At 69.0% G+C, this 24,276-nt stretch carries 26 protein-coding genes; 21 read left to right on the top strand and 5 right to left on the bottom strand.

The annotated features are described in order from the left end of the window. Positions 1-58 precede the first annotated feature (58 nt). The 8 genes from gspG to ACP26O_RS00355 are packed head-to-tail and all read left to right on the top strand — an operon-like array spanning position 59 to position 6,031. The gene (gene gspG, locus ACP26O_RS00390) at positions 59-511 is read left to right on the top strand and encodes a type II secretion system major pseudopilin GspG (protein WP_006751354.1); all 453 of its coding nucleotides are present in this window, start codon (positions 59-61) and stop codon (positions 509-511) included. A 43-nt stretch (positions 512-554) separates the two neighbouring features. Further along, positions 555-1,103, top strand: coding sequence for a GspH/FimT family pseudopilin (locus ACP26O_RS00385; RefSeq protein ID WP_175665568.1), 549 nt, complete (start codon positions 555-557; stop codon positions 1,101-1,103). Beyond that, complete coding sequence (gene gspI / locus ACP26O_RS00380) at positions 1,100-1,507, top strand: type II secretion system minor pseudopilin GspI (RefSeq protein WP_081467163.1); 408 nt, start codon at positions 1,100-1,102, stop codon at positions 1,505-1,507. Before ACP26O_RS00385 ends, gspI begins: the two co-directional genes overlap by 4 nt. Continuing rightward, positions 1,485-2,189, top strand: a complete 705-nt coding sequence (locus ACP26O_RS00375) for a PulJ/GspJ family protein (RefSeq protein WP_011655581.1) — start codon at positions 1,485-1,487, stop codon at positions 2,187-2,189. Before gspI ends, ACP26O_RS00375 begins: the two co-directional genes overlap by 23 nt. A 2-nt stretch (positions 2,190-2,191) precedes the next feature. After that, on the top strand, positions 2,192-3,313 hold the full coding sequence (gspK, locus tag ACP26O_RS00370; RefSeq protein ID WP_175665569.1) for a type II secretion system minor pseudopilin GspK: 1,122 nt from the start codon (positions 2,192-2,194) through the stop codon (positions 3,311-3,313). A gap of 24 nt (positions 3,314-3,337) precedes the next feature. Continuing rightward, positions 3,338-4,708, top strand: a complete 1,371-nt coding sequence (gene gspL, locus ACP26O_RS00365) for a type II secretion system protein GspL (protein ID WP_175665570.1) — start codon at positions 3,338-3,340, stop codon at positions 4,706-4,708. Further along, entirely contained in the window at positions 4,705-5,211 is a 507-nt protein-coding gene (gspM, locus tag ACP26O_RS00360) for a type II secretion system protein GspM (RefSeq protein WP_012362733.1), read from the top strand. Before gspL ends, gspM begins: the two co-directional genes overlap by 4 nt. Before the next feature lie 31 nt (positions 5,212-5,242). Continuing rightward, positions 5,243-6,031 (top strand): type II secretion system protein N, encoded by a 789-nt coding sequence (locus ACP26O_RS00355; RefSeq protein ID WP_175657355.1) that lies wholly within the window; start codon positions 5,243-5,245, stop codon positions 6,029-6,031. Between the two features lie 30 nt (positions 6,032-6,061). Here ACP26O_RS00355 and ACP26O_RS00350 read toward each other — a convergent pair whose 3' ends face one another. Both ACP26O_RS00350 and ACP26O_RS00345 read right to left on the bottom strand, forming a co-directional pair. Further along, complete coding sequence (locus ACP26O_RS00350) at positions 6,062-7,624, bottom strand: efflux transporter outer membrane subunit (RefSeq protein ID WP_175665571.1); 1,563 nt, start codon at positions 7,622-7,624, stop codon at positions 6,062-6,064. A gap of 282 nt (positions 7,625-7,906) precedes the next feature. Continuing rightward, positions 7,907-8,191 carry a multidrug ABC transporter ATPase gene (locus ACP26O_RS00345; RefSeq protein WP_175665590.1) on the bottom strand — a complete coding sequence of 95 codons (285 nt, stop codon included), beginning with the start codon at positions 8,189-8,191 and terminating at the stop codon, positions 7,907-7,909. 174 nt (positions 8,192-8,365) lie between these two features. Between ACP26O_RS00345 and ACP26O_RS00340 the strand changes: the two genes are divergently transcribed. Both ACP26O_RS00340 and ACP26O_RS00335 read left to right on the top strand, forming a co-directional pair. Then, positions 8,366-8,854, top strand: coding sequence for a MarR family winged helix-turn-helix transcriptional regulator (locus ACP26O_RS00340; RefSeq protein WP_006750437.1), 489 nt, complete (start codon positions 8,366-8,368; stop codon positions 8,852-8,854). Between the two features lie 175 nt (positions 8,855-9,029). After that, positions 9,030-10,592: a DHA2 family efflux MFS transporter permease subunit gene (locus ACP26O_RS00335; RefSeq protein ID WP_006750436.1), complete on the top strand. Its 1,563-nt coding sequence runs from the start codon at positions 9,030-9,032 to the stop codon at positions 10,590-10,592. A gap of 49 nt (positions 10,593-10,641) precedes the next feature. On the opposite strand, the gene ACP26O_RS00330 is transcribed toward ACP26O_RS00335, so the two are convergent. Next, positions 10,642-11,568 (bottom strand): LysR family transcriptional regulator, encoded by a 927-nt coding sequence (locus tag ACP26O_RS00330; RefSeq protein WP_012362727.1) that lies wholly within the window; start codon positions 11,566-11,568, stop codon positions 10,642-10,644. A 140-nt stretch (positions 11,569-11,708) separates the two neighbouring features. Here ACP26O_RS00330 and ACP26O_RS00325 point away from each other — a divergent pair, with 140 nt between their 5' ends. The 11 genes from ACP26O_RS00325 (at position 11,709) to ACP26O_RS00275 (ending at position 23,024) form a co-directional block, all read left to right on the top strand. Then, on the top strand, positions 11,709-12,185 hold the full coding sequence (locus tag ACP26O_RS00325) for a CidA/LrgA family protein (protein ID WP_175661304.1): 477 nt from the start codon (positions 11,709-11,711) through the stop codon (positions 12,183-12,185). Between the two features lie 13 nt (positions 12,186-12,198). Next, positions 12,199-12,921: an LrgB family protein gene (locus ACP26O_RS00320; RefSeq protein WP_011655573.1), complete on the top strand. Its 723-nt coding sequence runs from the start codon at positions 12,199-12,201 to the stop codon at positions 12,919-12,921. A 174-nt stretch (positions 12,922-13,095) separates the two neighbouring features. Continuing rightward, complete coding sequence (gene fliL / locus ACP26O_RS00315) at positions 13,096-13,632, top strand: flagellar basal body-associated protein FliL (protein ID WP_011655572.1); 537 nt, start codon at positions 13,096-13,098, stop codon at positions 13,630-13,632. Positions 13,633-13,654: 22 nt separating this feature from the next. Beyond that, a complete protein-coding gene (gene fliM, locus ACP26O_RS00310; protein ID WP_011655571.1) occupies positions 13,655-14,653 on the top strand; it encodes a flagellar motor switch protein FliM in 999 nt (332 codons plus the stop codon). Continuing rightward, entirely contained in the window at positions 14,646-15,137 is a 492-nt protein-coding gene (fliN, locus tag ACP26O_RS00305) for a flagellar motor switch protein FliN (RefSeq protein WP_175665572.1), read from the top strand. The genes fliM and fliN overlap by 8 nt, the downstream gene beginning before the upstream one ends. Further along, on the top strand, positions 15,134-15,700 hold the full coding sequence (gene fliO / locus ACP26O_RS00300) for a flagellar biosynthetic protein FliO (protein ID WP_175665573.1): 567 nt from the start codon (positions 15,134-15,136) through the stop codon (positions 15,698-15,700). Before fliN ends, fliO begins: the two co-directional genes overlap by 4 nt. Before the next feature lie 36 nt (positions 15,701-15,736). Continuing rightward, positions 15,737-16,498, top strand: coding sequence for a flagellar type III secretion system pore protein FliP (gene fliP / locus ACP26O_RS00295; RefSeq protein WP_011655568.1), 762 nt, complete (start codon positions 15,737-15,739; stop codon positions 16,496-16,498). Positions 16,499-16,514: 16 nt separating this feature from the next. Then, positions 16,515-16,787 (top strand): flagellar biosynthesis protein FliQ, encoded by a 273-nt coding sequence (fliQ, locus tag ACP26O_RS00290; RefSeq protein WP_006750427.1) that lies wholly within the window; start codon positions 16,515-16,517, stop codon positions 16,785-16,787. A gap of 28 nt (positions 16,788-16,815) precedes the next feature. Beyond that, positions 16,816-17,598, top strand: a complete 783-nt coding sequence (gene fliR, locus ACP26O_RS00285) for a flagellar biosynthetic protein FliR (protein ID WP_011655567.1) — start codon at positions 16,816-16,818, stop codon at positions 17,596-17,598. A gap of 372 nt (positions 17,599-17,970) precedes the next feature. Then, positions 17,971-19,989 (top strand): site-specific DNA-methyltransferase, encoded by a 2,019-nt coding sequence (locus ACP26O_RS00280; RefSeq protein WP_175665574.1) that lies wholly within the window; start codon positions 17,971-17,973, stop codon positions 19,987-19,989. Beyond that, positions 19,989-23,024, top strand: a complete 3,036-nt coding sequence (locus tag ACP26O_RS00275) for a type III restriction-modification system endonuclease (RefSeq protein ID WP_175665575.1) — start codon at positions 19,989-19,991, stop codon at positions 23,022-23,024. Before ACP26O_RS00280 ends, ACP26O_RS00275 begins: the two co-directional genes overlap by 1 nt. A 225-nt stretch (positions 23,025-23,249) precedes the next feature. On the opposite strand, the gene ACP26O_RS00270 is transcribed toward ACP26O_RS00275, so the two are convergent. Together ACP26O_RS00270 and ACP26O_RS00265 are read right to left on the bottom strand one after the other, a co-directional pair. Further along, positions 23,250-23,624, bottom strand: coding sequence for a hypothetical protein (locus tag ACP26O_RS00270; protein ID WP_011655559.1), 375 nt, complete (start codon positions 23,622-23,624; stop codon positions 23,250-23,252). A gap of 237 nt (positions 23,625-23,861) precedes the next feature. Beyond that, positions 23,862-24,164, bottom strand: a complete 303-nt coding sequence (locus tag ACP26O_RS00265; protein ID WP_105830777.1) for a hypothetical protein — start codon at positions 24,162-24,164, stop codon at positions 23,862-23,864. Between the last annotated feature and the right edge of the window lie 112 nt (positions 24,165-24,276).

The following is a 24,276-nucleotide window of genomic DNA, read 5'->3' as shown; positions in this document are numbered from 1 at the left end:
GCGATGCGCCGGGTGCGTCACTCAATCGACGATATTTTTTGGAAAGAGGTAGTCAGTCATGCAAACGTGGATCACTCGCCGTAATGCGGCCGTGCGCCGTCAGCGCGGTTTCACGCTGATCGAGATCATGGTGGTGGTCGCGATCCTCGGGATCCTGGCGGCACTGATCGTGCCGAAGATCATGAGCCGTCCCGACGAGGCGCGCCGTATCGCCGCGAAGCAGGACATCGGCACGATCATGCAGGCGCTCAAGCTGTACCGTCTCGACAACGGCCGCTATCCGACCCAGGAGCAGGGCCTGAACGCGCTGATCCAGAAGCCGTCCACCGATCCGATCCCGAACAACTGGAAGGACGGCGGCTATCTCGAGCGCCTGCCGAACGATCCGTGGGGCAACGGGTACAAGTACCTGAACCCGGGCGTGCACGGCGAGATCGACGTGTTCAGCTACGGCGCCGACGGCAAGGAAGGCGGCGAAAGCAACGATTCCGATATCGGTTCGTGGCAGTAAGTCGGCATCGACCGATCCGACGATCGTCCCCGTTCTTCATTTCATGCTCGCCCTTCGCACGCCCTTGCGCTCCGCTCGCGCTTGCCGCGCTATCCGCGATCGCCGTGTGCGTCGCGGCGCGGCCGTGACCGCGGCACGCACGCGTGCACGCGGCTTCACGCTGCTCGAGATGCTGGTCGTGCTGGTGATCGCGGGCCTGCTGGTATCGCTCGCGTCGCTGTCGCTCACGCGCAATCCGCGCACCGACCTGCGCGAGGAAGCGCAGCGCATCGCGCTGCTGTTCGAGACGGCCGGCGACGAAGCGCAGGTGCGCGCGCGCCCGATCGCGTGGCAGCCGACCGCGCACGGCTTTCGGTTCGACGTGAGTTCGCCCGACGGCTGGCGTACGCTGCGCGACGACCTGCTGCGTCCGCGCGACTGGGACGGTGGCGTCACGGGCGCCGAAATCGATTATCCAGGGTCCGACACGCACGCGAGCACGGTCGTATTCGGCACCGAAAGCGTCGACATGCCGGTGCGCGTGACGCTGCATTCGGCGGTCGGCAGCGCGACGATCGTCGGCACCGGCAACGGCCGGTACGAGGTGCAATGACGATGCGTCGTCGCCTGCCCTTCCCGGCTTCCGGTTCCCGAGGCTTCACGATGATCGAGGTGCTGGTCGCGCTCGCGATCATCGCGGTCGCGCTCGCCGCGTCGATCCGCGCGGTCGGCACGATGGCGAACAATGCATCCGATCTCCACCACCGGCTGCTGGCCGGCTGGAGCGCCGACAACGCGCTCGCGCAGCTGCGGCTCACGCATGCGTGGCCGGAGGTCGGCGAGCAGAGTTTCGATTGTTCGCAAGGCAACGTGCAGATGGTCTGCACGCAGCGCGTGAGCACGACGCCGAACCCGGTGTTCCGGCGCGTGCAGATTTCGGTGAGCATGCCGGGGCACCCCGGCGTGCTCGCGCAAATGGTGACGGTGGTCGCGAATGAAACCAGCCGTCCGCTCTGACGCGCCGATGCGGCGCCGTCCCATGCGTTTCGCTGGCTCGCGCCGCGTGCGCGGCTTCACGCTGATCGAACTGATGATCGCGATCGCGATCCTCGCGGTGGTCGCGATCCTCGCGTGGCGCGGGCTCGACCAGATCATGCGCGGCCGCGACAAGGTCGCGTCCGCGATGGAAGACGAGCGTGTGTTCGCGCAGATGTTCGACCAGATGCGCATCGACGCGCGGCTCGCCGCGACCGACGACGAAGCCGGCCAGCCGGCGATCGGCGTCGCCGGCAATACGCTGCAGATCGTCCGCACACTCGACTTGGCCGGCGCCGCGCCGCGGCTGCAGGTGGTCCGCTACCGGATCGCCGGCGGGCGCGTCGTGCGCTATGCATCGCCGCCGCTCGCCGATGCGAACCGCTTGCGCGACGTGCTGAAGGACAGCGGCGTCGACGGCTGGAGCTGGGTCGCGCTGATGGGCGGCGTCGGTGCGATCGACGCGAAGCTGTACGTGCCGCGCGTCGGCTGGACCACCAACCTGCAGACGGCCAACGACGCGCTGGCGCAGAACAACGATGCGCTGAAGGTGCCGCAGATCGGCAACGCGCCGCCGACACGCGCGGTGACGGGGCTGCAGGTCAGCATCGGCGCGACGTCGCTGCGCGTGCCCGTCACGCGCATCTTCCTCGTCGGGGAATGACGATGCGCGCGCGCCCTCCCCGTTCCCGCTTCGCCGGCCGCCCGCCAGTAAGTACACACGCCCGCCGCGAGCGCGGCGCGGCGATCATCACCGCGCTGCTCGTCGTCGCGCTGTCGGCGATCCTCGTGTCGGGGATGCTGTGGCGCCAGCAGGTGCAGATTCGCCGGATCGAGAACCAGCGCGTGATCGCGCAAGCGCAGTGGGTCGCACGCGGCGCGCTCGACTGGACGCGCATGATCCTGCGCTCCGAGGGCGATACGGCGCCCGGCATCACCTATCTCGGCGGGATCTGGGCCGTGCCGATCGCGAAGACCAAGCTGTCGGACTTCCTCGGCCGGATCGGCGCGCCGAACGACAACGGCGGCGAAGACACCTACCTGTCCGGCTCGATCGAGGACGCGCAGGCGAAGTACAACCTGCGCAATCTCGTGTCGTCGCCGGCGCCCGGCGTGCTGCAGCTCAACGTGATGCAGCTGCAGGCGTTCCAGCGGCTGCTGACGACGCTCGGCTACGACGGCGCGTTCGCGAAACGGATCGCGCTGCAGATGCGCGCGGGCCTGATGCATTCGGCGACGCGCTTCCAGACGCCGACGCTGCCCGGCGCCGGTACGGCCGCGACCGCGCCGGTGGCCGGCGGCGACATGCAGGCCGGCAACTTCACCGACGAGCCGGGGATGTCCGACGGCGAGCGCGGCCCCGCGCCGCTCGTGATGTCGGGCGTCGACAACCTGCTCGACGTCGACGGCGTGACGCCCGAGATGGTCGCGCGGCTGCGCCCGTTCGTCACCGTGCTGCCGACCACGACGCCGGTGAACATGAACACCGCGCCGGCCGAGGTGATCGCGGCGCTGGTGCCGGGGATGAGCGTGTCGTCCGCGCAGGCGCTCGTGTCGCGCCGCGAGACCGTGTTCTTCCGCAACGTCGGCGACGTGCAGCTCGCGCTGCGCGGTGCCGGCGCGCCGAACGTGACGATCGACTCGAGCCTCGTCGACGTCAATTCCAGCTATTTCATCGTGCATGGCCGGATCCAGCACGATCGCGCGGAGGTGGATCGCACCTCGCTCGTGTATCGTGATCCGACCACGCACTCGACGCGGGTCGTGCGCATCCGCGACCAGCTATAACGACGCCATCCGGGAGAGGAGCTCTTGAGCACGCTGATTGTTTCTTTGCCGCCGCGCGAGCCGGCCGTGCCGTTGCAGGAATGGCAGTGGCCCGAGCTGCCGTTCACGCTCGTGGACAAGGCCGGCCAGGTGCAGCGCGCGGGCCACGCCGCGCTCGCGCTGCTGCCGCGCGCGAACGAGACGCGGCTGATCGTCGCCGCGCGCGACGTGCTGCTGCTGGCCGCGACCGTGCCGCCGCTCAAGGGGCCGAAGCTGCGCCAGGCGCTGCCCAACATCGTCGAGGATCAGCTGATCCAGGATCCGCTCGGCTGCCATATCGCGCTCGACCCGGTCGCGCTGCCCGATGGCCGTCGCGTGCTGGCCGTCGTCGACCGCGCGTGGTTCCGTACGATCTGCGACGCGTTCGCCGCGGCCGGCCACCGGCGCCTGAGCGCGGTACCCGCGACGCGCTGCCTGCCGGCGCCGCGCGAGCCGGCGCAAGCGCCGCTCGACGCGCCTGTCGACGGCGAGGCCGCCAAGGCCGACGCGATCACGCTCGCGACCGCACCGGCCGGCCGCCCGACGGCCGTGGCCGCGGTGCTCGGGCTGGCGACCACGGTCGAACCGGCGCTCGTCGAAGCCGGCGCGCTGCCGGTCGCGGCTGGCGCGCCGCGTCTCGAACTCGCGATCGCGCGCGGCGCGCTCGGCGAGGGTTTCGCGGCGCCCGCGTCGCGGGCCGCCGGCACGCTGGCCGCGCTCGCGGGCGGCGGCGACGTCGAACTGTACGAACTCGGCGAGCCGGGCGCGGAGCCGCGGCTCGCGTCGGTCGGCCGCGCCGACGGCCCGCTGCTGCCGGGTGCGCAGCCGCTGCCGTTCGACACGTTCGCGCGGCGTGCGCTCGCCGAGCGCTTCGATCTGTGCCAGTTCGAATTCGAGTCGCAGCCGTGGCGCTTCGACCGCGCGACGATGAAGCGCCTGCGCGTGCCGATCGCCCTCGTCGCGGCAACGCTCGCCGTCGCGGTGATCGGGATGAACCTGCACTGGTGGAAGCTGTCGCGCGAGCGCGATGCGCTGTCCGCGCAGATCACCGAGACGCTCCTGTCCGCCTTCCCGAAGACCACGACGGTGCTCGATCCGCCCGCGCAGATGCAGCGCCAGCTCGATCAGCTGCGCCTCGCGGCGGGCGAGCTGTCGCCGAACGACTTCCTCGCGCTGTCGAGCGGGCTGTCGCGTTCGATGGGCGCGCTGCCGCTGAACGGCATCGCGTCGCTCGATTATCACGACCGGCGGCTCGACGTCGGCTTCAAGCCGGAGGTCAAGGTCGACCCCGATTTCCCGCAGCGTCTCGCGCGCAACGGGCTTGCCGGCGAAGTCGACAGCAGCACCGGCAAATGGACCATCCGGAGCCGCCCATGAAGACCGAACAACTGAACCAGACGCTGGCCCAGTTCTGGGGCGAGCGCTCGCAGCGCGAGCGGACGCTGCTCGGCTGGGGCGGTGCCGTGCTGGCCGTCGCGATCGCATATTCGGTGCTGTGGTCGCCCGCGCAGGAAGGCCGCGCGCGCATCCGGCGCGAGCTGCCGACGATGCGCAGCGAGCTTGCGCAGATGACCGCGCAGGCCAACGAGGCGAAGTCGCTGACCGCCGCCGCGCAAGGCGTCGCGCCGACCGGCCTCGCGCTGAAGGATGCGCTTACCGCGTCGCTGTCCGACCACGGGCTGCAGGGCGCGCAGGTGCAGGTCGTCGGCAACGGCGTGCAGATCCAGTTGAAGAACGTGCCGTTTCCGGTGTGGACGCAGTGGCTCGACGACGCGCGCCGGCAGTTCAAGGTGCAGGTCGGCGAAGCGCACGTGACCGGCCTGAAGGAAGACGGCCAGGTCGACCTGACGGCCGTGATGCAACCCTCGACGCAGAAATGACGCAGTGGATGAAACCAGCGACGGTCGGCCGATGAGGCCAGGGATCAGGCGGCTTGCCGCCGCGGTGCCGTGGGTGGTGGCAGGCGGGCTCGCGACGGCGCTGACGCTCGTCGCGCTCGCGCCGGCCGCGTGGATCGCGCCGCAAGTCGCGCGTGCGACCGGCGCACACGTGAACCTCGTCGATCCGGAAGGCTCGCTGTGGCACGGTTCGGGCACGCTGATGCTCGCGCCGGGCGCGGACCAGAGCGCGGCGACGCTGCTGCCCGGCCGGGTCCAGTGGACCACGCGCTTCTGGCCGCTGCTGACCGGGCGCGTGCAGATGCATATGCGGCAGACCGAGGCGATGCCCGACGCCGTCACGCTCGACGCGACGTGGCGCGGCGCGGTGCTGTCGGCGGGCTCGATGGCCGTGCCGGCGTCGCTGCTCGCGGGGCTCGGCACGCCGTTCAACACGCTCGACCTGCAGGGCGACGTGCGGCTCGGCTGGACCGACTGGCGGATGATCGGCAACAACGCGTTCGGCCAGCTGACGGTGACGATCGATTCGATGAGTTCGCGCGTGTCTCGTGTGAAGCCGCTCGGGTCGTACCGCGCGGTGCTGCAGGCGAAGGGCGCGGACGCCGATCTCGACCTGTCGACGACGCAGGGCCCGCTGTTCCTCGACGGGCACGGCAGCTTCGGCCCCGGCCGCGGATCGTTTAGCGGCACCGCGCACGCGGCGCCCGAGCAGCAGGCGAACCTCGCGGGGCTGCTGAACCTGCTCGGCCGCCCGATCGGCAACAACCAGGTGTCGCTGATCTTCGGCGACGCGATGCGCTGAACGCGCGCGGCGCCGGCTCCTTTTCCCCGATTACTTCTGCGCGAGCGGCGCGGCAGCCGACGGTGCGGTCGCGGCCGACGCTGCCGCACCGGACGCCGGCACGGGTGCGGGTGCCGCCACGTCGCCCGTCTCGCGCGCCATGTCCGACGCATCCCACCCGCCGCCGAGCGCTTTCACGAGCCCGACCGACGACACCATCCGCTGGCCGGCGATCGTCGCGAGCTTCTGCTGCGCGGTAAACGCGGTGGTCTGCGCGCTCAGCACGTTCAGGTAGGCGACCGTGCCCGCCTTGTACTGGTTCGTGACGATCGCGAGCGCTTGCTCGGCGCTGTCGACGGCCTGCCGCTGCACGTCGACTTCCTGCGCGAGGATGCGCTGCGACGCGAGGTTGTCCTCGACGTCCTGGAACGCGGTGAGCACCGCGAGACGATATGCGGCGACGTCCTGGTCATAGGTTGCGCGGGCGGCATCGGTCTGCGCGGCGCGCAGGCCGGCGTCGAACAGCGTCGCCGCGAGCTGCGGGCCGACCGTCCAGAATCGCGCGGGCAGCGTGAACAGTTGCGACCACACCGAACTCTGGAAGCCGCCGGTAGCCGACAGCGTGAGCGTCGGGAAGAACGCGGCGATCGCCACGCCGATCTGCTCGTTCGCGGAAGCCGCGCGGCGTTCGGCCGCCGCGATGTCGGGCCGGCGCTCGAGCAACGCGGACGGCACGTCGACCGGCGTGATCGGCGGTTGCGCCGTGAGCGGGTTCGGCGGCAGCGAGAACGTCGATGCCGGTTCGCCGATCAGCGTCGCGATCGCATGCTCGTACTGCGCGCGCGCGACGCCGTTGTCGATCGCCGCGGCCTGCGCGCTCTGCAGCTGCGTCTGCGCCTGGATCACGTCCGCGCGCGCGGCGACGCCCTGCGCGTACTGGTTCTGCGTGAGCCTCAGCGAGTCGCCGTACGACTTCACGGTGTCGTCGAGCAGCTTCTGCAGCGCATCGGACGTGCGCAGCTGGAAGTAGGTCTGCGCGAGCAGCGCCTGCTGCGACAGCCGCGCATTCGCGAGATCGGCCGCGGCGGCCGCTTCGCCGGCGCGCTGCGCGCTGACGCTGCGGCTCACCTTGCCCCACAGGTCGGGCTCCCAGCTCGCATCGAGGCCGACGCTGTAGCTGTTGCTGATCGACGAACTGCTGCCGAAGCCCGACGCGCTCGACGACGTGGACGTGCGCCCCGAGCGTGCGCGCGAGCCCGACGCGGTCAGGCCGACGGTCGGGAAATATGCGGCGCGCGCTTCGGCGACGAGCGCGCGGGCCTGCCGGTACGCGGCGGCCGATTGCGCGATGGTCTGGTTCGATGCGTTGAGCTTGCCGATCAGCGCGTCGAGCTGCGGATCGTCGTAGACGCTCCACCACGGGCCGCGGTCGGCCCGGTCGGCCGGCTGCGCGACCTTCCAGCCGGCCGGCGCTTCCTTGAAGGCGGCGGGGATCGACGTGTCGGGCCGGTGATAGTCGGGCCCGACGGCGCATCCGGCGAGCAGCACGGCCGTCGCAACGGCGACGGCGGCGCTCAGCGGGCGAAAGGCGCGCGGGAGGGGGGCGTACGGCATCGTGGTTTTCCTGTCTGGGCGCGACGGCCGGCGAGCGGCGCCGCGCGATGCGGTCGTTGTGCCGCTGGCGGACAAATGGTAACTGACGGCGGGAAAGCCGCGCAGCCCTAAGGGTACGGCGCGCGGCGGCACGCATGTGTTACCGGCGCGGCCGGCCGGTTTACCGGCCATTACCATTACGGACTGCTTGCGGACGAAACAGACAGGCGATGCGGCGCGGACCACACCGGGCCGCGACGGGCGCGGCCGGCGTTCAGTCGGGATGGCAAAAGCGGCGTGGCTTCAGTGGCAGCGCACGGGCACTGGAACGGGGGCGGCGGCGGACCGCCATGTCGATGGCTCCGTTCCCGCCGGCTGGCCCGTGCGGCGGGCGGCGTCCTTCGCGTTGCGCTGCCGGCGATGATCGAACCATGCGAACCCGAGCGCCGCGAGCGATCCGCCCGGTACCACCAGCATCGTCACGTACAGCGCGATCTTCCAGCCGCGGTGCGGCCCGGAGAACACATGATGAGCGGTATCGGTCAGGTTGCGGCGCAGCGCGCCGGCGGCATTTTTCAGGAACAGCATCGCGAACATCCTCGGGGGCCCGGCAGCGCGGGCAAAGCGGTCAGAACATAGTCTCCGGCAGTGCAACATGCACGTCGTAACTGGTTGACTGAAATAATATTGACTAAGCAATCATTTTTCAAGATACTGGGCGCGTTTTGACCTGAAACGCACTGTTGCGGCGTGCGCAATCGCATGAACGGCGGCCTCTACGATCCCGACACCATCGCGCTGGAAACGAGCCTCGGTTATTACCTGACCAAGGCCCGGCAGGCGCTCGTCGAGCGAATGGACCGCGCACTCGAGCCGCACGACCTCACCGCGCAGCAGATCGGCGTGATCCTGCTGCTGTCGCGCGGCTATGCGCGCACGCCGTTCGAGCTGTCGCGCAAGATGTCGTATGACAGCGGCTCGATGACGCGGATGCTCGACCGTCTCGAGCGCAAGGGCCTGGTCGCGCGCTCGCGCAGCGAGCAGGACCGCCGGATGATCGAGCTGACGCTGACCGAGCGCGGCGCCGAGGCGGCCCGCGCGTTGCCGTCGCTGATCGCGACCGCGCTGAACGCGCAGCTCGCCGGCTTCTCGGCCGACGAACTCGCGACGCTCACCGGCCTGCTGCAGCGGTTCATCGCCAACGGGCCCGGCGACGCCGGCTGCCCGAAACCTGACGAACCGGACTGCTGAGCGCGGGAGGCCCGATGTCTAGGTTAAGCATTCGCTTATTTCTCTGTCTGGGCAGAAGATGACAAGACACATGCTCCGTCTCTCTCCTCACCCGTTCCACCCGGCCGGGCCGCGCGGTATCGCGCGCCCGTGCGTTGTGCCGGCGCGTCGCGCGCGCCGCGTCTAGGAGATTCCGATGTCCGCTACCACGGCATCCGCCACGCCGCCTGCCGCCCAACCCGCGCCGCTCACCGGCGGCGCGCTCGCGCTCCTCACCGTCGGGCTCGCGCTCGGCACCTTCATGGAAGTGCTCGACACGTCGATCGCGAATGTCGCGGTGCCGACCATTTCGGGCAGCCTCGGCGTCGCGACGAGCGAAGGCACGTGGGTGATCTCGTCGTATTCGGTCGCGTCCGCGATCGCGGTGCCGCTGACCGGCTGGCTCGCGCGGCGGGTCGGCGAGGTGCGCCTGTTCACGCTGTCGGTGCTCGCGTTCACGATCGCGTCGGCGCTGTGCGGCCTCGCGTCGAACTTCGAGACGCTGATCGCGTTCCGGCTGCTGCAGGGCCTCGTGTCGGGCCCGATGGTGCCGCTGTCGCAGACGATCCTGATGCGCAGCTACCCGCCGGCGAAGCGCGGGCTCGCGCTCGGGCTATGGGCGATGACGGTGATCGTCGCGCCGATCTTCGGCCCGTTGCTGGGCGGCTGGATCAGCGACAACTACACGTGGCCGTGGATCTTCTACATCAACCTGCCGATCGGCATTTTCTCGGCGGCCTGCGCGTACTTCCTGCTGCGCGGCCGCGAGACGAAGACGAGCCGGCAGCGGATCGATGCGGTCGGCCTCGCGCTGCTCGTGATCGGCGTGTCGTGCCTGCAGATGATGCTCGACCTCGGCAAGGACCGCGACTGGTTCAACTCGACCTTCATCGTCGCGCTCGCGCTGATCGCGGTCGTGTCGCTCGCGTTCATGCTCGTGTGGGAGGCGACCGAGAAGGAGCCGGTGGTCGACCTGTCGCTGTTCAAGGACCGCAACTTCGCGCTCGGCGCGCTGATCATCTCGTTCGGCTTCATGGCGTTCTTCGGCTCGGTCGTGATCTTCCCGCTGTGGCTGCAGACGGTGATGGGCTACACGGCCGGCAAGGCCGGCCTCGCGACCGCGCCGGTCGGGCTGCTCGCGCTCGTGCTGTCGCCGCTGATCGGGCGCAACATGCACCGGCTCGATCTGCGGATGGTCGCGAGCTTCGCGTTCATCGTGTTCGCGGGCGTGTCGGTCTGGAATTCGACGTTCACGCTCGACGTGCCGTTCAACCACGTGATCCTGCCGCGGCTCGTGCAGGGGATCGGCGTCGCGTGTTTCTTCGTGCCGATGACGACGATCACGCTGTCGAGCATTTCCGACGAGCGGCTCGCGAGCGCGTCGGGGCTGTCGAACTTCCTGCGCACGCTGTCCGGCGCGATCGGCACCGCGGCCAGCTCGACGTTCTGGGAAAACGATGCGATCTACCACCACGCACGGCTGTCGGAATCGGTGAGCGTCTACGCGCAGAACACGACCGACTACCAGGGCGCGCTCGCGCAGCTCGGGATCGTCGGGCAGACGGCCAATGCGCAGCTCAATCAGCTCGTCACGCAGCAGGGCTTCATGATGGCGACCAACGACTTCTTCCACCTGTCGGCCGGCGTGTTCATCGCGCTCGCGGCGCTGGTATGGATCACGAAGCCGCGGAAGGGAGCGGGGCCGGCGATGGGGCATTGAGTGCCCGCCCGATCCAGCACGTCTGATTCCACCGGCCATCGCTCCGGCCTCACTCCCGCGCCCGCAATCCCCCAAAGGCCAGGTCGTCGCCCGACGCGATCGGTAGCGTCGCCCGCGCGACGTCGAGCCAGGCCCGCGCCGCGTGCGACAGGTAGCCCTTCTTCAGCCAGCCGAGCGCGATCGCCCACGTGATCTCCGGCTCGACGATCGGCCGGCACGTGAACTGCCGCGCATCGAGCCGCCGGCAGTACGGCTCCGGCAACAGCGCGATGCCCACGCCCGCGTGCACCAGCGCGGCCATGAAGTCCCAATGACCGCTGCGGCTCACGATCGACGGCGTGAAGCCGGCCTGCCGGCACGCGTCGAGCACCGCATCGTGCAGCGCGAGGCTTTCCGCATAGAACACGAACGACTCGCGCGCGAGATCGGCGAGCGGCACGGCCGCGTCATCCTCCCAGCGTGACTCGCGCGGCGCGACGAGCCATAGCGGCGCGCGCACCATCGGCAGCCGCTCGAACGTGCCGGGATCGACCGGCTCCAGCAGCCCGCCGAGCTCCAGTTCGCCCGACATCAGCGCGGCCTCGATCATCCGCGCGCCCTGCTCGAACAGCTTCAGCTCGATGTTCGGATAGCGCTGCTTGTACGCGGCAATGATCGGCGTGAACAGCGACCCGCCGAGCGGCGGAATGCCGATCGTCAGCTCGCCGCGCCCGAGCGTGCCGAGATCGTTCAGCTCCGACTGCAGCTGCGCCTGCGCGGCGAGCACGTCCTGGCCGCGCTGGAACACGATCCGCCCCGCGTCGGTCAGCACCATCTGCCGGCCGTCGCGCAGCAGCAGCGGTGAGCCGATCTCGTCCTCGAGCGCCTTCACCATCTTGCTGATGGTCGGCTGCGTGACGAACAGCCGGTCGGCGGCCGCGGTGAAGCTCTGCTGACGCACGACCTCGACGAAGTACCGCAGTGCGCGCAATTCCATCGATGACTCCCCAGTTTGGTGCGGCGAACCCAAAGCGAATTCCGAATTGGAATGACAAGGATAGAGACAAGTCATTTTATTTATGGTTAGGGGAAACCCTATACTCACACCATCAACGGAACATCTGTATGGAGCCTGCCATGACCCACCCGACCACCACTGCCGCCGCCCGCCCCGCCGCTGCGGGCACCGTTGCGCGCACGGGCCGGATCGTGCTGCAGGCCGCCGCGCTCGGCGTGCTGTGGATGGCGGTCGACTGGGCCGTGCGCGCGGTCGGGCTGCCGGTGCCGTCCGGCGTGATCGGCCTCGCGGTGCTGCTCGTGCTGCTGTTCTCGGGCCGCGTCGCGCCCGCCTGGGTCAAGGACGGCGCGAACTGGCTGCTGTCCGACATGCTGCTGTTTTTCGTGCCGGCCGCCGTCGCGGCCGTGCAGTACGGCGGGCTGTTCCGCGAGGACGGCTGGCGCATCGCGCTGGTCATGCTCGCCGGCACCGCGTTCGTGATGGTCGCGGTGGCCGTCGCGGTCGACCTCGCCGCGAAGCTCGAACGCCGGCTGGCCGCGCAGCGCGTGTTCGCCCAACGCCGCCGCGCGCGCCTCGCCACCGTGTCCGCCCACTGAGCCGGAGCCCGCGATGCCCGCGCTATTGTCCAGCCTGTCCGTCGACCACGTGAATACGGCGATCTCCGTCGGCTGCTTCGTGCTGACGGTCGTCCTGTATTTCGCGTCGAAGCGGCTCTACGCGTACAAGAAGACGCTGCTGTTCTCGCCGCTCGTGTTCGTGCCGGGCGTGCTGGTGCTGCTCGTGTTGCTGACCGGCATCCCGTATTCGGTCTACTTCCGCGACACGCGCTGGCTGATGTGGCTGCTCGGCCCGGCGACGATCGCGTTCGCGGTGCCGATCTACGAATATCGCGAGCTGATCCGCCGCCACTGGCTGTCGCTGTCGGTCGGCGTCGCGGTCGGGATCGGCGCGGGCGTGTGCGGGTCGCTGCTGCTCGCGAAGCTGCTGCACCTATCGCCCGAACTGCAGCGCTCGCTGATGACGCGCTCGGTGTCGACCCCGTTCGCGCTCGCCGTGTCCGACAAGATCCATGCGCCGAAGGACCTCACCGCCCTCTTCGTGATCGCGACCGGCATCTGCGGGATGCTGCTCGGCGAAATCGTGCTCGCGCTGGTGCCGATGCGCACGCGGCTCGCGCGCGGCGCGCTGTTCGGCGCGGCCGCTCACGGCGTGGGCACCGCGAAGGCGCGCGAGATCGGCAATGAGGAAGGCGTCGTGTCGAGCCTCACGATGATGATCGCGGGCGTCGCGATGGTGCTGATCGCGCCGCTGCTGTCGCTGCTGCCGATCTGACACCGCACGGGGCGGGCGCCGCAGCTCGCCCTCCCAACGCACCGCAGCGGCGTGGGCCAGTCGTCGCCCCGCCATTCCAGCCCTGCCTCGAGCCCGCACCCGCCGACAATCGGCTGAGATAGCCGCAATTCCCCCCTCTTTTCCGCCCATCGGGCTCGGCCCGGATGCCGAACAATGCATGCTACGAGACATCACGCACGCATTCACATGGCCTCCACGACTGCAAACCCGACTGCCGACAAGCCGGCTTCCTCCGGCAAGTTCAAGCGCATCGCGCTCATCGCCGTCATCGCGCTGGGCGCGGCCGCCGCCGCCGCGGGCGGCATGTACGTGTTCCTGAGCAAGGCGGGCGTCGGCCACGCGAGCGCGCCCGCCGAACCGGCGCCGCTCGCCGCGCCGGTGTTCTTCCCGCTCGACCCGCTGACCGTGAACCTGCAGTCCGACGACGGCGTGCAGCATTACCTGCGAGTCGGCCTGTCGCTGAAGCTCACCGACCCGAAGGCGCAGGAGCAGCTGACCGCGCGCATGCCGGAAATCCGCAGCCGGATCCTGCTCGCGCTGTCGAACAAGCATCCCGAGGATCTCGCGACACCGGAAGGCAAGCATTCGCTCGCGAAGGAACTGCGCGAGCTGATCGAGCAGCCGACGCAGCCGGGCAACCAGCGCGCGAAGGTCGACGACGTGCTGTTTACCGAATTCGTCGTCCAGTAACGCGGCCGCAAAAGGAGCGCGCATGGGCCACCAGGAGTTCATGTCCCAGGAGGAGGTCGATGCCCTCCTCAAGGGCGTCACGGGCGAAACCGACACGGTCGACGAGCAGCGCGACCTGTCGAGCGTCCGCCCCTACAACATCGCGACGCAGGAGCGGATCGTCCGCGGCCGGATGCCCGGCCTCGAGATCATCAACGACCGCTTCGCGCGCCTGCTGCGGATCGGCATCTTCAACTTCATGCGGCGCACGGCGGAAATCTCCGTGAGCCAGGTGAAGGTGCAGAAGTACAGCGAGTTCACCCGCAACCTGCCGATCCCGACGAACCTGAACCTGGTGCACGTGAAGCCGCTGCGCGGCACGTCGCTGTTCGTGTTCGACCCGAACCTCGTGTTCTTCGTCGTCGACAACCTGTTCGGCGGCGACGGGCGCTTTCACACGCGCGTCGAGGGCCGCGACTTCACGGCCACCGAGCAGCGGATCATCGGCAAGCTGCTGAACCTCGTGTTCGAGCACTACGCGACCGCGTGGAAGAGCGTGCGGCCGCTGCAGTTCGAATTCGTGCGCTCGGAGATGCACACGCAGTTCGCGAACGTCGCGACGCCGAACGAGATCGTGATCGTCACGCAGTTCTCGATCGAGTTCGGGCCGACGGGCGGCACGCTGCACATCTGCATGCCGTACTCGATGATCGAGCCGATCCGCGACGTGCTGAGCTCGCCGATCCAGGGCGAGGCGCTCGAGGTCGATCGCCGCTGGGTGCGCGTGCTGTCGCAGCAGGTGCAGTCGGCCGAGGTCGAGCTGAGCGCGAATCTCGCGGAGATCCCGTCGACCTTCGAGAAGATCCTGAACCTGCGTGCGGGCGACGTGCTGCCGCTGGAGATCGAGGACACGATCACCGCGAAGGTCGACGGCGTGCCGGTGATGGAATGCGGCTACGGCATTTTCAATGGTCAATATGCGTTGCGCGTGCAGAAGATGATCAGCGCGAGCGACACGATGAAGGAAGGTGGATATGAGTGAGCTGAACCAGACGCCCGAACTCGACGCGCAGGCCCTCGCCGACGCGGCGCTCGCGGAATCGGCGGCGGCCGCGCAGGCGGCACCTGCGGCGGCGCAGGAAGATCAGAGCCTGGACGACTGGGCCGCCGCGCTTGCCGAGCAGAACCTGCAGCCGGTGCAGGCGGGCGCGACCGGCGCCGGCGTGTTCCAGCCGCTGTCGAAGGCCGCGGCCAGCTCGACGCACAACGACATCGAGATGATTCTCGACATCCCGGTCAAGATGACCGTGGAGCTCGGCCGTACCAAGATCGCGATCCGCAACCTGCTGCAGCTCGCGCAGGGGTCGGTCGTCGAGCTCGACGGCATGGCCGGCGAGCCGATGGACGTGCTCGTGAACGGCTGCCTGATCGCGCAGGGCGAGGTCGTGGTCGTCAACGACAAGTTCGGCATCCGGCTGACCGACATCATCACGCCGGCCGAACGCATCCGGAAGCTGAATCGATGAACGCAGTCGCGCCCGGCCGCCGCGTGCGCGTCGCGACTCCGGTGGCGGCTGCCGTCGCCATTGCGGCGTCGCTCGCATGCGTGCCGGCCGGCGCCGCCGATATGAACGCGGTGAACAACGCCGGTTCCATCGCGTCGAGCGTGATGGTCGGCTCGGCCGTCCCGTCGCTCGGCGTCGGCGCGGTGCTGCAGACGCTCGTCGGGCTCGCGGTCGTGATCGGCCTCGTGTTCGGCTGCGCGTGGCTCGCGCGCCGCTTCGGGTTCCAGCCCGCACGGCGCGGCGGCCCGCTGAAGGTCGTGTCGAGCGTCGGGCTCGGCGCGAAGGAAAGCGCGACGATCGTCGAGATCGGCGATACCTGGCTCGTGCTCGGCGTCGCGCCGGGCAACGTGCGGTTGCTGCATACGCTGCCGGCCGGCTCGGCGGTGGCGCCGGCGTCGGCCGACCTTCCCGCCGGCACGCCTTCGGCCGATCGCGGCCAGCCCGGCACGTTCGGCGCGCGGTTTCGCGATGCGCTCGCGGGCGAAGCCGCGAAGCGCTTCGGGCGCGGCAAGGACAACCGCTGACATGGCGTCGCGCCCTCTTTCCGTATCTGCATTCCGATGAAACACGAATTCCTGCGTCGCGCGGCGCGCTTCGCGCCCGCGCTGATCCTCGGCCTCGCCCCCGCGCTCGCCTGCGCGCAGGCGGCCGGCCTGCCCGCGTTCAACACGAGCCCGGGCCCGAACGGCGGCACCACCTATTCGCTGAGCGTGCAGACGATGCTGCTGCTCACGATGCTGTCGTTCCTGCCGGCGATGCTGCTGATGATGACGAGCTTCACGCGCATCATCATCGTGCTGTCGCTGCTGCGCCAGGCGCTCGGCACCGCGACGACGCCGCCGAACCAGGTGCTGGTCGGCCTCGCGATGTTCCTCACCTTTTTCGTGATGTCGCCGGTGCTCGACCGTGCGTACGCCGACGGCTACAAGCCGTTCTCCGACGGCTCGATGCCGATGGAGCAGGCCGTGCGGCGCGGCGTCGCGCCGTTCAAGACCTTCATGCTGAAGCAGACCCGCGAGACCGATCTCGCGCTGTTCGCGAAGATCTCGAAGGCCGCGCCGATGCAGGGCCCCGAAGACGTGCCGCTGTCGCTGCTGGTGCCCGCGTTCGTCACGAGCGAGCTGAAGACCGGCTTCCAGATCGGCTTCACGATCTTCATTCCGTTCCTGATCATCGACATGGTCGTCGCGAGCGTGCTGATGTCGATGGGGATGATGATGGTGTCGCCGTCCACCGTGTCGCTGCCGTTCAAGCTGATGCTGTTCGTGCTGGTCGACGGCTGGCAGCTCCTGATCGGCTCGCTCGCGCAGAGCTTCACGTAAGCGGAGGACACGCGCGATGACGCCCGAACAGGTGATGACGCTGGCGCACCAGGCGATGATGGTCGGCCTGCTGCTCGCCGCCCCGCTGCTGCTGGTCGCGCTCGCGGTCGGCCTCGTCGTGAGCCTGTTCCAGGCCGCGACGCAGATCAACGAATCGACGCTGTCGTTCATCCCGAAGCTGCTCGCGGTGGCCGCGACGCTCGTGATCGCCGGCCCGTGGATGCTGACGACGATGCTCGACTACCTGCGGCAGACGCTGCTGCACGTCGCGACGCTCGGCGCCGGCTGACCGGCGCGCCCGGCTCCGCTCCGCCCCAATGTTTTCGGTTACCTACGCGCAGCTCAACGGCTGGCTGACCGCCTTCCTGTGGCCGTTCGTGCGGATGCTCGCGCTCGTCGCGACGGCGCCCGTGGTCGGCCATGCCGCGGTGCCGGTGCGCGTGAAGATCGGCATCGCCGCGTTCATGGCGCTGGTCGTCGCGCCCACGCTCGGCGCGATGCCGGACGTCACCGTGTTCTCCGCGCCGGGCATCTGGATCGTCGTCACGCAGTTCCTGATCGGCATCGCGCTGGGCTTCACGATGCAGCTCGTGTTCGCGGCCGTCGAGGCGGCCGGCGACTTCATCGGGCTGTCGATGGGGCTCGGCTTCGCGACCTTCTTCGACCCGCATTCGAACGGCGCGACGCCGGTGATGGGGCGCTTCCTGAACGCGATCGCGATGCTCGCGTTCCTCGCGGTGGACGGCCACCTGCAGGTGTTCGCCGCGCTGGCCGCGTCGTTCCAGACGCTGCCGGTGTCGGGCGACCTGCTGCACGCACCCGGCTGGCGCACGCTCGCCGCGTTCGGCGCGACCGTGTTCGAGATGGGGCTGCTGCTCGCGCTGCCGGTGGTCGCGGCCCTGCTGATCGCGAACCTCGCGCTCGGGATCCTGAACCGCGCGGCGCCGCAGATCGGCATCTTCCAGATCGGCTTTCCGGTCACGATGCTGGTCGGGCTGCTGCTCGTGCAACTGATGATCCCGAACCTCGTGCCGTTCGTGTCGCACCTGTTCGACATGGGGCTCGATGCGATGGGGCGGGTGTTGCTGGGGTGGCGCTGAGGCGAATACTCGGCAAGCGTGCGGGATATTCACGCTGTCCCTCTTGCTTTTCGCAGCGTATCTAATCGGGACTCTCACGCCGGCACGCCGGCGCACTGCGCCAACCGTGCCCTTTTTTCATCGTTTTCGGCCCTCGTTTTCAGCTCGCTCGGCAGCCCCCGCCGGACGCCCGCCGGCCACCGCCGCGACAACCCCTCCGAAGCCGCCTGCGGCCCGCGGGACGGGCGATCGCGGCCGATCCACGCACGATCGCCTCGCATCGGTGCTTGACCTGCGCCGACCGACTCGCTAGCGTTTCGGGTTTGCCCGGGCGGCCATTGCCGCCGGTGCCGTGAGTGCGCCCGACGTCCTGGCGCACGCGGCCGGGCTCCGATGGAAAAAACGATGCAGAAACTCGATGCGGAGAGCCCGCAGGCGATGTCGACGGATTTCATCGCCGACAACGTCGCGCGCCTGAAGGCGCTGTTCCCCGAACTCGTGACCGAAGGCCCGGACGGCGCGTCGGTCGACGTCGACGTGCTGAAGGCGCTGGTCGGCGAGCGCACCGTCGGCGCCGCCGACGAGCGCTACGGCTTCCACTGGCACGGCAAGCGCAGCGCGCGCCAGGCCGCGCTCACGCCGTCGACGGGCACGTTGCGCCCCTGCCCCGACGACAGCGTCGCATGGGACGACACGCGCCATCTCGTGATCGAGGGCGACAACCTCGACGTGATGAAGCTGCTGCACAAGAGCTACGCAGGCAAGGTGAAGCTCGTCTACATCGACCCGCCGTACAACACCGGCAGCGATTTCGTCTATCCGGACGACTTCAGCGACAGCATCCGCCACTACCTGGCGATGACGGGCCAGACCGACGGCGGCGTGAAGCGCAGCACCAATACCGAGGCGAACGGCCGGTTCCACACCGACTGGCTGAACATGATGTATCCGCGCCTGAAGCTCGCGCACGCGCTGCTGTCCGACGAAGGGCTGATCGCCGTGCACATCGACGAGCACGAGGTGCATGCGCTCGTGCTGATGCTGCGCGAGATCTTCGGCGAGGAGAACGAGCTCGGCGTGGCCGTGTGGGACAAGCGCAATCCGAAGGGCGACGCGCGCGGCGTCGCGTACCAGCACGAATCGCTGGTGCTGTTCGCGCGCAACGCCGAGACGCTGCTCGAACAGGCGCCGCTGAAGCGCCCGAAGCGCAACGCGCAGCGCATGCTCGACGCCGCGCATGACGCGGTGTACCGCAGCGGCAACGCGAAGGACGCGCAGAAGGCATACCGCGCGTGGATGAAGGCGCAGACCAACCTGTCCGGCGGCGAGGTGATGTACGACCGGCTGTCGGCCGACGGGCGCGTGTACCGCCTCGTGTCGATGGCATGGCCGAACAAGAAGAAGGCGCCGGAAGAGTATTTCACGCCGCTGATCCACCCGGTCACCGGCAAGCCGTGCGCGATGCCGGCCCGCGGCTGGCGCAATCCGCCCGCGACGATGCAGGCGCTGATCGAGCGCGGCCAGATCGAATTCGGCCCGGATGAAACCACGCAGCCGCAGCGGATCTACTACCTCGACGAGAACATGTACGAGAACGTGCCGTCGGTGCTGCCGTTCGCCGGCTCCGACGACGCGCTGCTGAAAACGCTCGGCATCCCGTTCGACCAGCCGAAGCCGGTCGATTTCGCGGCGGCCGTGATCGGCTGGTGCACGCGCGGCGACGACATCGTGCTCGACTGCTTCGCGGGCTCCGGCTCGACCGGCCACGCGGTGATGCAGGTGAACGCGACCGACGGCGGCGCGCGCCGCTACATCCTCGTGCAGCTGCCCGAGACGCTCGACCGGCGCGACAAGACGCAGCTCGCGGCCGCCGATTTCTGCGCGAAGCTGAAGAAGCCGACGACGCTCGCCGAGATCACGAAGGAACGCCTGCGCCGCGCCGCGCAGCAGGTCGCGCGCGACTATCCGGAAAGCTATGGCGACCTCGGTTTCCGCGTGTACCGGCTCGACACGACCAACGTGATCGAATGGGATCCGCGCCGCGACGACTTCGACCACGCGCTGTTCGCGTCCGTCGAGCACGTGAAGACCGGCCGCAGCGAGGACGACCTGCTCGCCGAGCTGACGCTGAAGCTCGGCCTCGATCTGTGCACGCCGGTCGAGCATCACCGGGTCGCCGGCAAGACCGTGCATCTGATCGGCCGCTCGATCATCGCGTGCTTCGATGCGCGCATTTCGCGCGACGACGCGGGCCCGCTCTCGGACGGCATCGTCGAGCTGCTCGACGCGACCGGTGCGACGCGCGACGTCACGTGCCTGTTCCGCGACAGCGGCTTCGTCGACGACGTCGCGAAGCTCAATCTCGCCGCGCTGCTCGAGCAGCACGGCGTGAAGCGCGTGCGGAGCCTGTGATGCGGCTGCATTTCGAAGCGGATCTCGACTACCAGCGCGAGGCGATCGACGCCGTCTGCGACCTGTTTCGCGGCCAGGAATCGTATCGCGGCGACTTCAGCGTGCTCGCGAACGCCGCGCCCGGCACGACGGCCGCCGCGCAAGGCTCGCTCGGCTTCGCGGTGTCGGAGCAAGGCGTCGGCAACCGGCTGTCGCTGACCGACGACGCGCTCGCGCGCAATCTCGCCGACGTGCAACTGCGCGGCGGGCTGCCGCCGTCCGGCCTGCCCGGCTCGCGCGACTTCACCGTCGAGATGGAGACCGGCACCGGCAAGACCTACGTGTACCTGCGCACGATCTTCGAGCTGAACCGCCGCTACGGCTTCACGAAGTTCGTGATCGTCGTGCCGTCGATCGCGATCAAGGAAGGCGTGCACAAGACGCTGTCGATCACCGAGGACCATTTCCGCGCGCTGTATGCGGGCGTGCCGTACGACTACTTCCTGTACGACTCCGCGAAGCTCGGCCAGGTGCGCCACTTCGCGGCGAGCGCGGCGATCCAGATCATGGTGATGACGGTTGCCGCGATCAACAAGAAGGAGATCAACAATCTCTACAAGGACAGCGAAAAGACCGGCGGCGAGAAGCCGATCGACCTGATCCGCGCGACGCGGCCGATCGTGATCGTCGACGAGCCGCAGAGCGTCGACGGCGGGCTCGAGGGGCGCGGGCGCGAAGCGCTCGCCGCGATGGCGCCGCTCTGCACGCTGCGCTATTCGGCGACGCACGTCGACCGTCATCACATGGTGTACCGGCTCGACGCGGTCGATGCGTACGAGCGCAAGCTCGTCAAGCAGATCGAAATCGCGTCGGCGATCGTCGAGGATGCGCACAACAAGCCGTACGTGCGGCTCGTCGGCGTGTCGAACCGGCGCGGCGCGATCAGCGCGCGCATCGAGCTGGACGTCGCGACCGCGGCCGGCGTGAAGCGCCAGATCGTGTCGGCGACCGACGGCGACGATCTCGAACGCCTGACGAAGCGCGCCCTGTATGCGGGGCTGCGCGTCGGCGAAGTCCATGCGGTGAAGGGCGCCGAGTACGTCGAGTTGCGCCATCCGGAAGGCGAGGCGTTCCTGTCGCTCGGCGAGGCGTTCGGCGACATCGACACGCTCGCCGTGCAGCGCGAGATGATCCGCCGCACGATCCGCGAGCATCTCGACAAGGAATTGCGGCTGGCCGAGCGCGGCGTGAAGGTGCTGTCGCTGTTCTTCGTCGATTCGGTCGAACGCTATCGCCGCTACGACGAGAACGGGATGCCCGTGAAGGGCGACTACGCGCTGATCTTCGAAGAGGAATATGCGCGCGCGGCCCGCGTGCCGGCATACCGTGCGCTGTTCGACGGCGTCGACGTCGCGCTCGAGGTCGAGCGCGCGCACAACGGCTACTTCTCGATCGACCGCAAGGGCGGCTGGACCGACACGAGCGAGAGCAGCGCCGCCGCACGCGAGAACGCCGAGCGCGCGTATGGCCTCATCATGCGCGAGAAGGAAGCGCTGCTGTCGTTCGACACGCCGCTGAAATTCATCTTCTCGCACTCTGCGCTGAAGGAAGGCTGGGACAACCCGAACGTGTTCCAGATCTGCACGCTGCGCGACATCCAGACCGAGCGCGAGCGACGCCAGACGCTCGGCCGGGGGCTGCGCCTCGCCGTCGACCAGGACGGCGAGCGTGTGCGCGACCCGGGCGTGAACACGCTGACCGTGATCGCGACCGAGCGCTACGAGTCGTTTGCCGAGAACCTGCAGAAGGAGATCGAGGCCGATACGGGCATCCGCTTCGGGATCGTCGAGGAACACCAGTTCGCGGCGCTGCCGGTGCAGGAAGGCGACGGGCCCGCGCATGCGCTCGGCATCGAGCTGTCGCGCGTGCTGTGGACGCATCTGCACGAGCAGGGCTACGTCGACGCGCAGGGCAAGGTGCTCGATCGGCTGAAGGATGCGCTGCGCCAGAGCGCGCTCGTGCTGCCCGAGGCGTTCGAGACGCTGCGCGCGCCGATCGTCGCAACGCTGCGCAAGCTGTCGGGCCGCTTCGCCGTCCGCAATGCGGACGAGCGGCGCGCGATCGCGTTGCGCCGCGACGCGTCGGGCAAGGCCGTCGTGTTCGGCGACGACTTCCGCGCACTGTGGGACCGTATCCGCCACCGCACCGTGTACAGCGTCGCGTTCGACAACGCGAAGCTCGTGCGCGACTGCACGGCCGCGCTGCGCGACGCGCCGGACATCGCGCGCGCCCGGCTGCAGTGGCGCAAGGCCGAGATCGACATCGGCAAGGCCGGCATCGAGGCGGTCGAGGTGGCCGGCGCGGGCACGGTGCTGATCGACGAAGGCGAGCTGCCGCTGCCCGACCTGCTCACCGAGCTGCAGGACCGCACGCAGCTCACGCGCCGCTCGCTCGCGACGATCCTGGCCGACAGCGGCCGGCTCGACGATTTCCGCGTGAATCCGCAGCAGTTCATCGCGCTGGCCGCCGACGCGATCAACCGCTGCAAGCGGCTCGCGCTGGTCGCGGGCATCGCGTACCGCAGGCTCGGCGAACGCAACGTGCATGCGCTCGAATCGTTCGAGAGCGAGGCGCTGACCGGTTATCTGCGCAACCTGCGTCCCGATGCGCGCAAGTCGATCCACGAGGCCGTCGTGTGCGAGACCGACGCGGAACGTGCGTTCGCCGATGCGCTGGAAGCGCACGACGGCGTGAAGCTGTACGCGAAGCTGCCCGCGTGGTTTCGCGTGCCGACGCCGCTCGGCAGCTATCACCCGGACTGGGCGGTGCTCGCGGAGCAGGATGGCGGCGAGCGGCTGTATTTCGTCGTCGATACACCGAATGCCGATGGCGACGTGACGAGCGAGCATGAGCGCGCGAAGCTCGCGTGCGGTGAAGCGCATTTCCGTGCGCTGGTGGACGGGGAAGATGCCGCGCGATTCGTGCGCGTCAGGCAGGCGGATGCGTTGTTCGAGCCTGCTGCAACCATCGCGCCGCTGGCGAGCGCGGGACGCTGAAACGAAGGGCGGCGATGAGCCGCTCTTTTTTCATGGACCGGGCGGCGACGCCGATGCTCATCGCTTGCGGGAGCTGAGCCGCCTGTCATTCGCATGAAAGCCCATCTGTATTCTCGAGCGTTCGTGTGCGTGGTTACGGCTAGTTGCAAATCGGGGTCGATGCCTGGCGCGGCCGGCATGAAAAAAGGGCGCCGAAGCGCCCTTCCGTGCCATGCAGCGCTGCGCTTACAGCGTGTGGCCGAATGCCTTGCGATGCGCGTGATGCGTGGACGTCGATGCATGCGCGGTATGGCCGTGCGTTTGGCTGTGAGCATGGCCCGGCTGCGTACCCGCACGATCGGCGATCGTGTCGGAACGATCGGCGGCGCGCGCGAGGCCCTTGTCGCGGTCGCCTGACTGGAAGCCGTTCGAGTTGCTGAGCGCTTGGCCGCTCATGTGGCCGCCGGACATGCCGCCCGCGTTGCCGCCGGAGCCGCCTGCCCCATGACCGCCGCCGTTGCCGCCACCACCACCATTGCCGCCGGCCGCCGCATTCGCGGAAACGGCACCGAGTGCGAGCAGCGCGGCTGCCAGCACCGACAGATATCGTTGCGTTTTCATTGTTGGCTCCCTGGAGCGCGTTCGAGTGATTGCATTCTACGAACGCGCGGTTGGCGTGGTGCTCGACGTTGTAAATGATCGTAACGATGCGCGCGAGCGCCAATTCGTCAGATCAATTGGCCCGGTATCGGCCGCATCGGCGAACCGCGCGGCCGGCCGTCATCAAACGGGCGTCATGCGATCACGTTCATGATGTGCCGTCGTCGTGATCGCATTCTCGTGAACCGGTCGCCGGGTTCAGTTCCAGCCACCGCGCCAGCCGCCGCGGTCATGCCAGCGGCGCTCACGCCACTCGTGCTCGCGCCATTCACGGCGGCGCCATTCGTGTTCTCGCCATTCACGCGCACGCCAGTCGTCGTCACGGTAACCCACCGGCGCGTACACGACCGGTGGCGGGGGCGCCACATAGACCGGCTCCGGCGCCGCGTAGACGCCCGGCACGCCGATGCCGACCGACAGGTCGACGTGGGCCGATGCGACGCCCGAAGCTGCCAGCGCCGCTACACCGAGAACTGCACCGAGAATAAGTTTCTTGCTCATCTCGCGACTCCCTGCACGTGTCGTGCTTCATGTGAATACGGTTCGGAGTCTAGGCACCCTGCGCCGACACAGGTGAAACCGGTCTGCGAGAGCGGTAACGGGCGATTACGGG

This window comes from Burkholderia sp. R-40 (genome assembly GCF_049942845.1).
Taxonomy (GTDB): Bacteria; Pseudomonadota; Gammaproteobacteria; order Burkholderiales; family Burkholderiaceae; genus Burkholderia; species Burkholderia ambifaria.
Note: the sequence above shows the minus strand (reverse complement) of the source record. Positions and strands in the feature narration are given on the sequence as shown.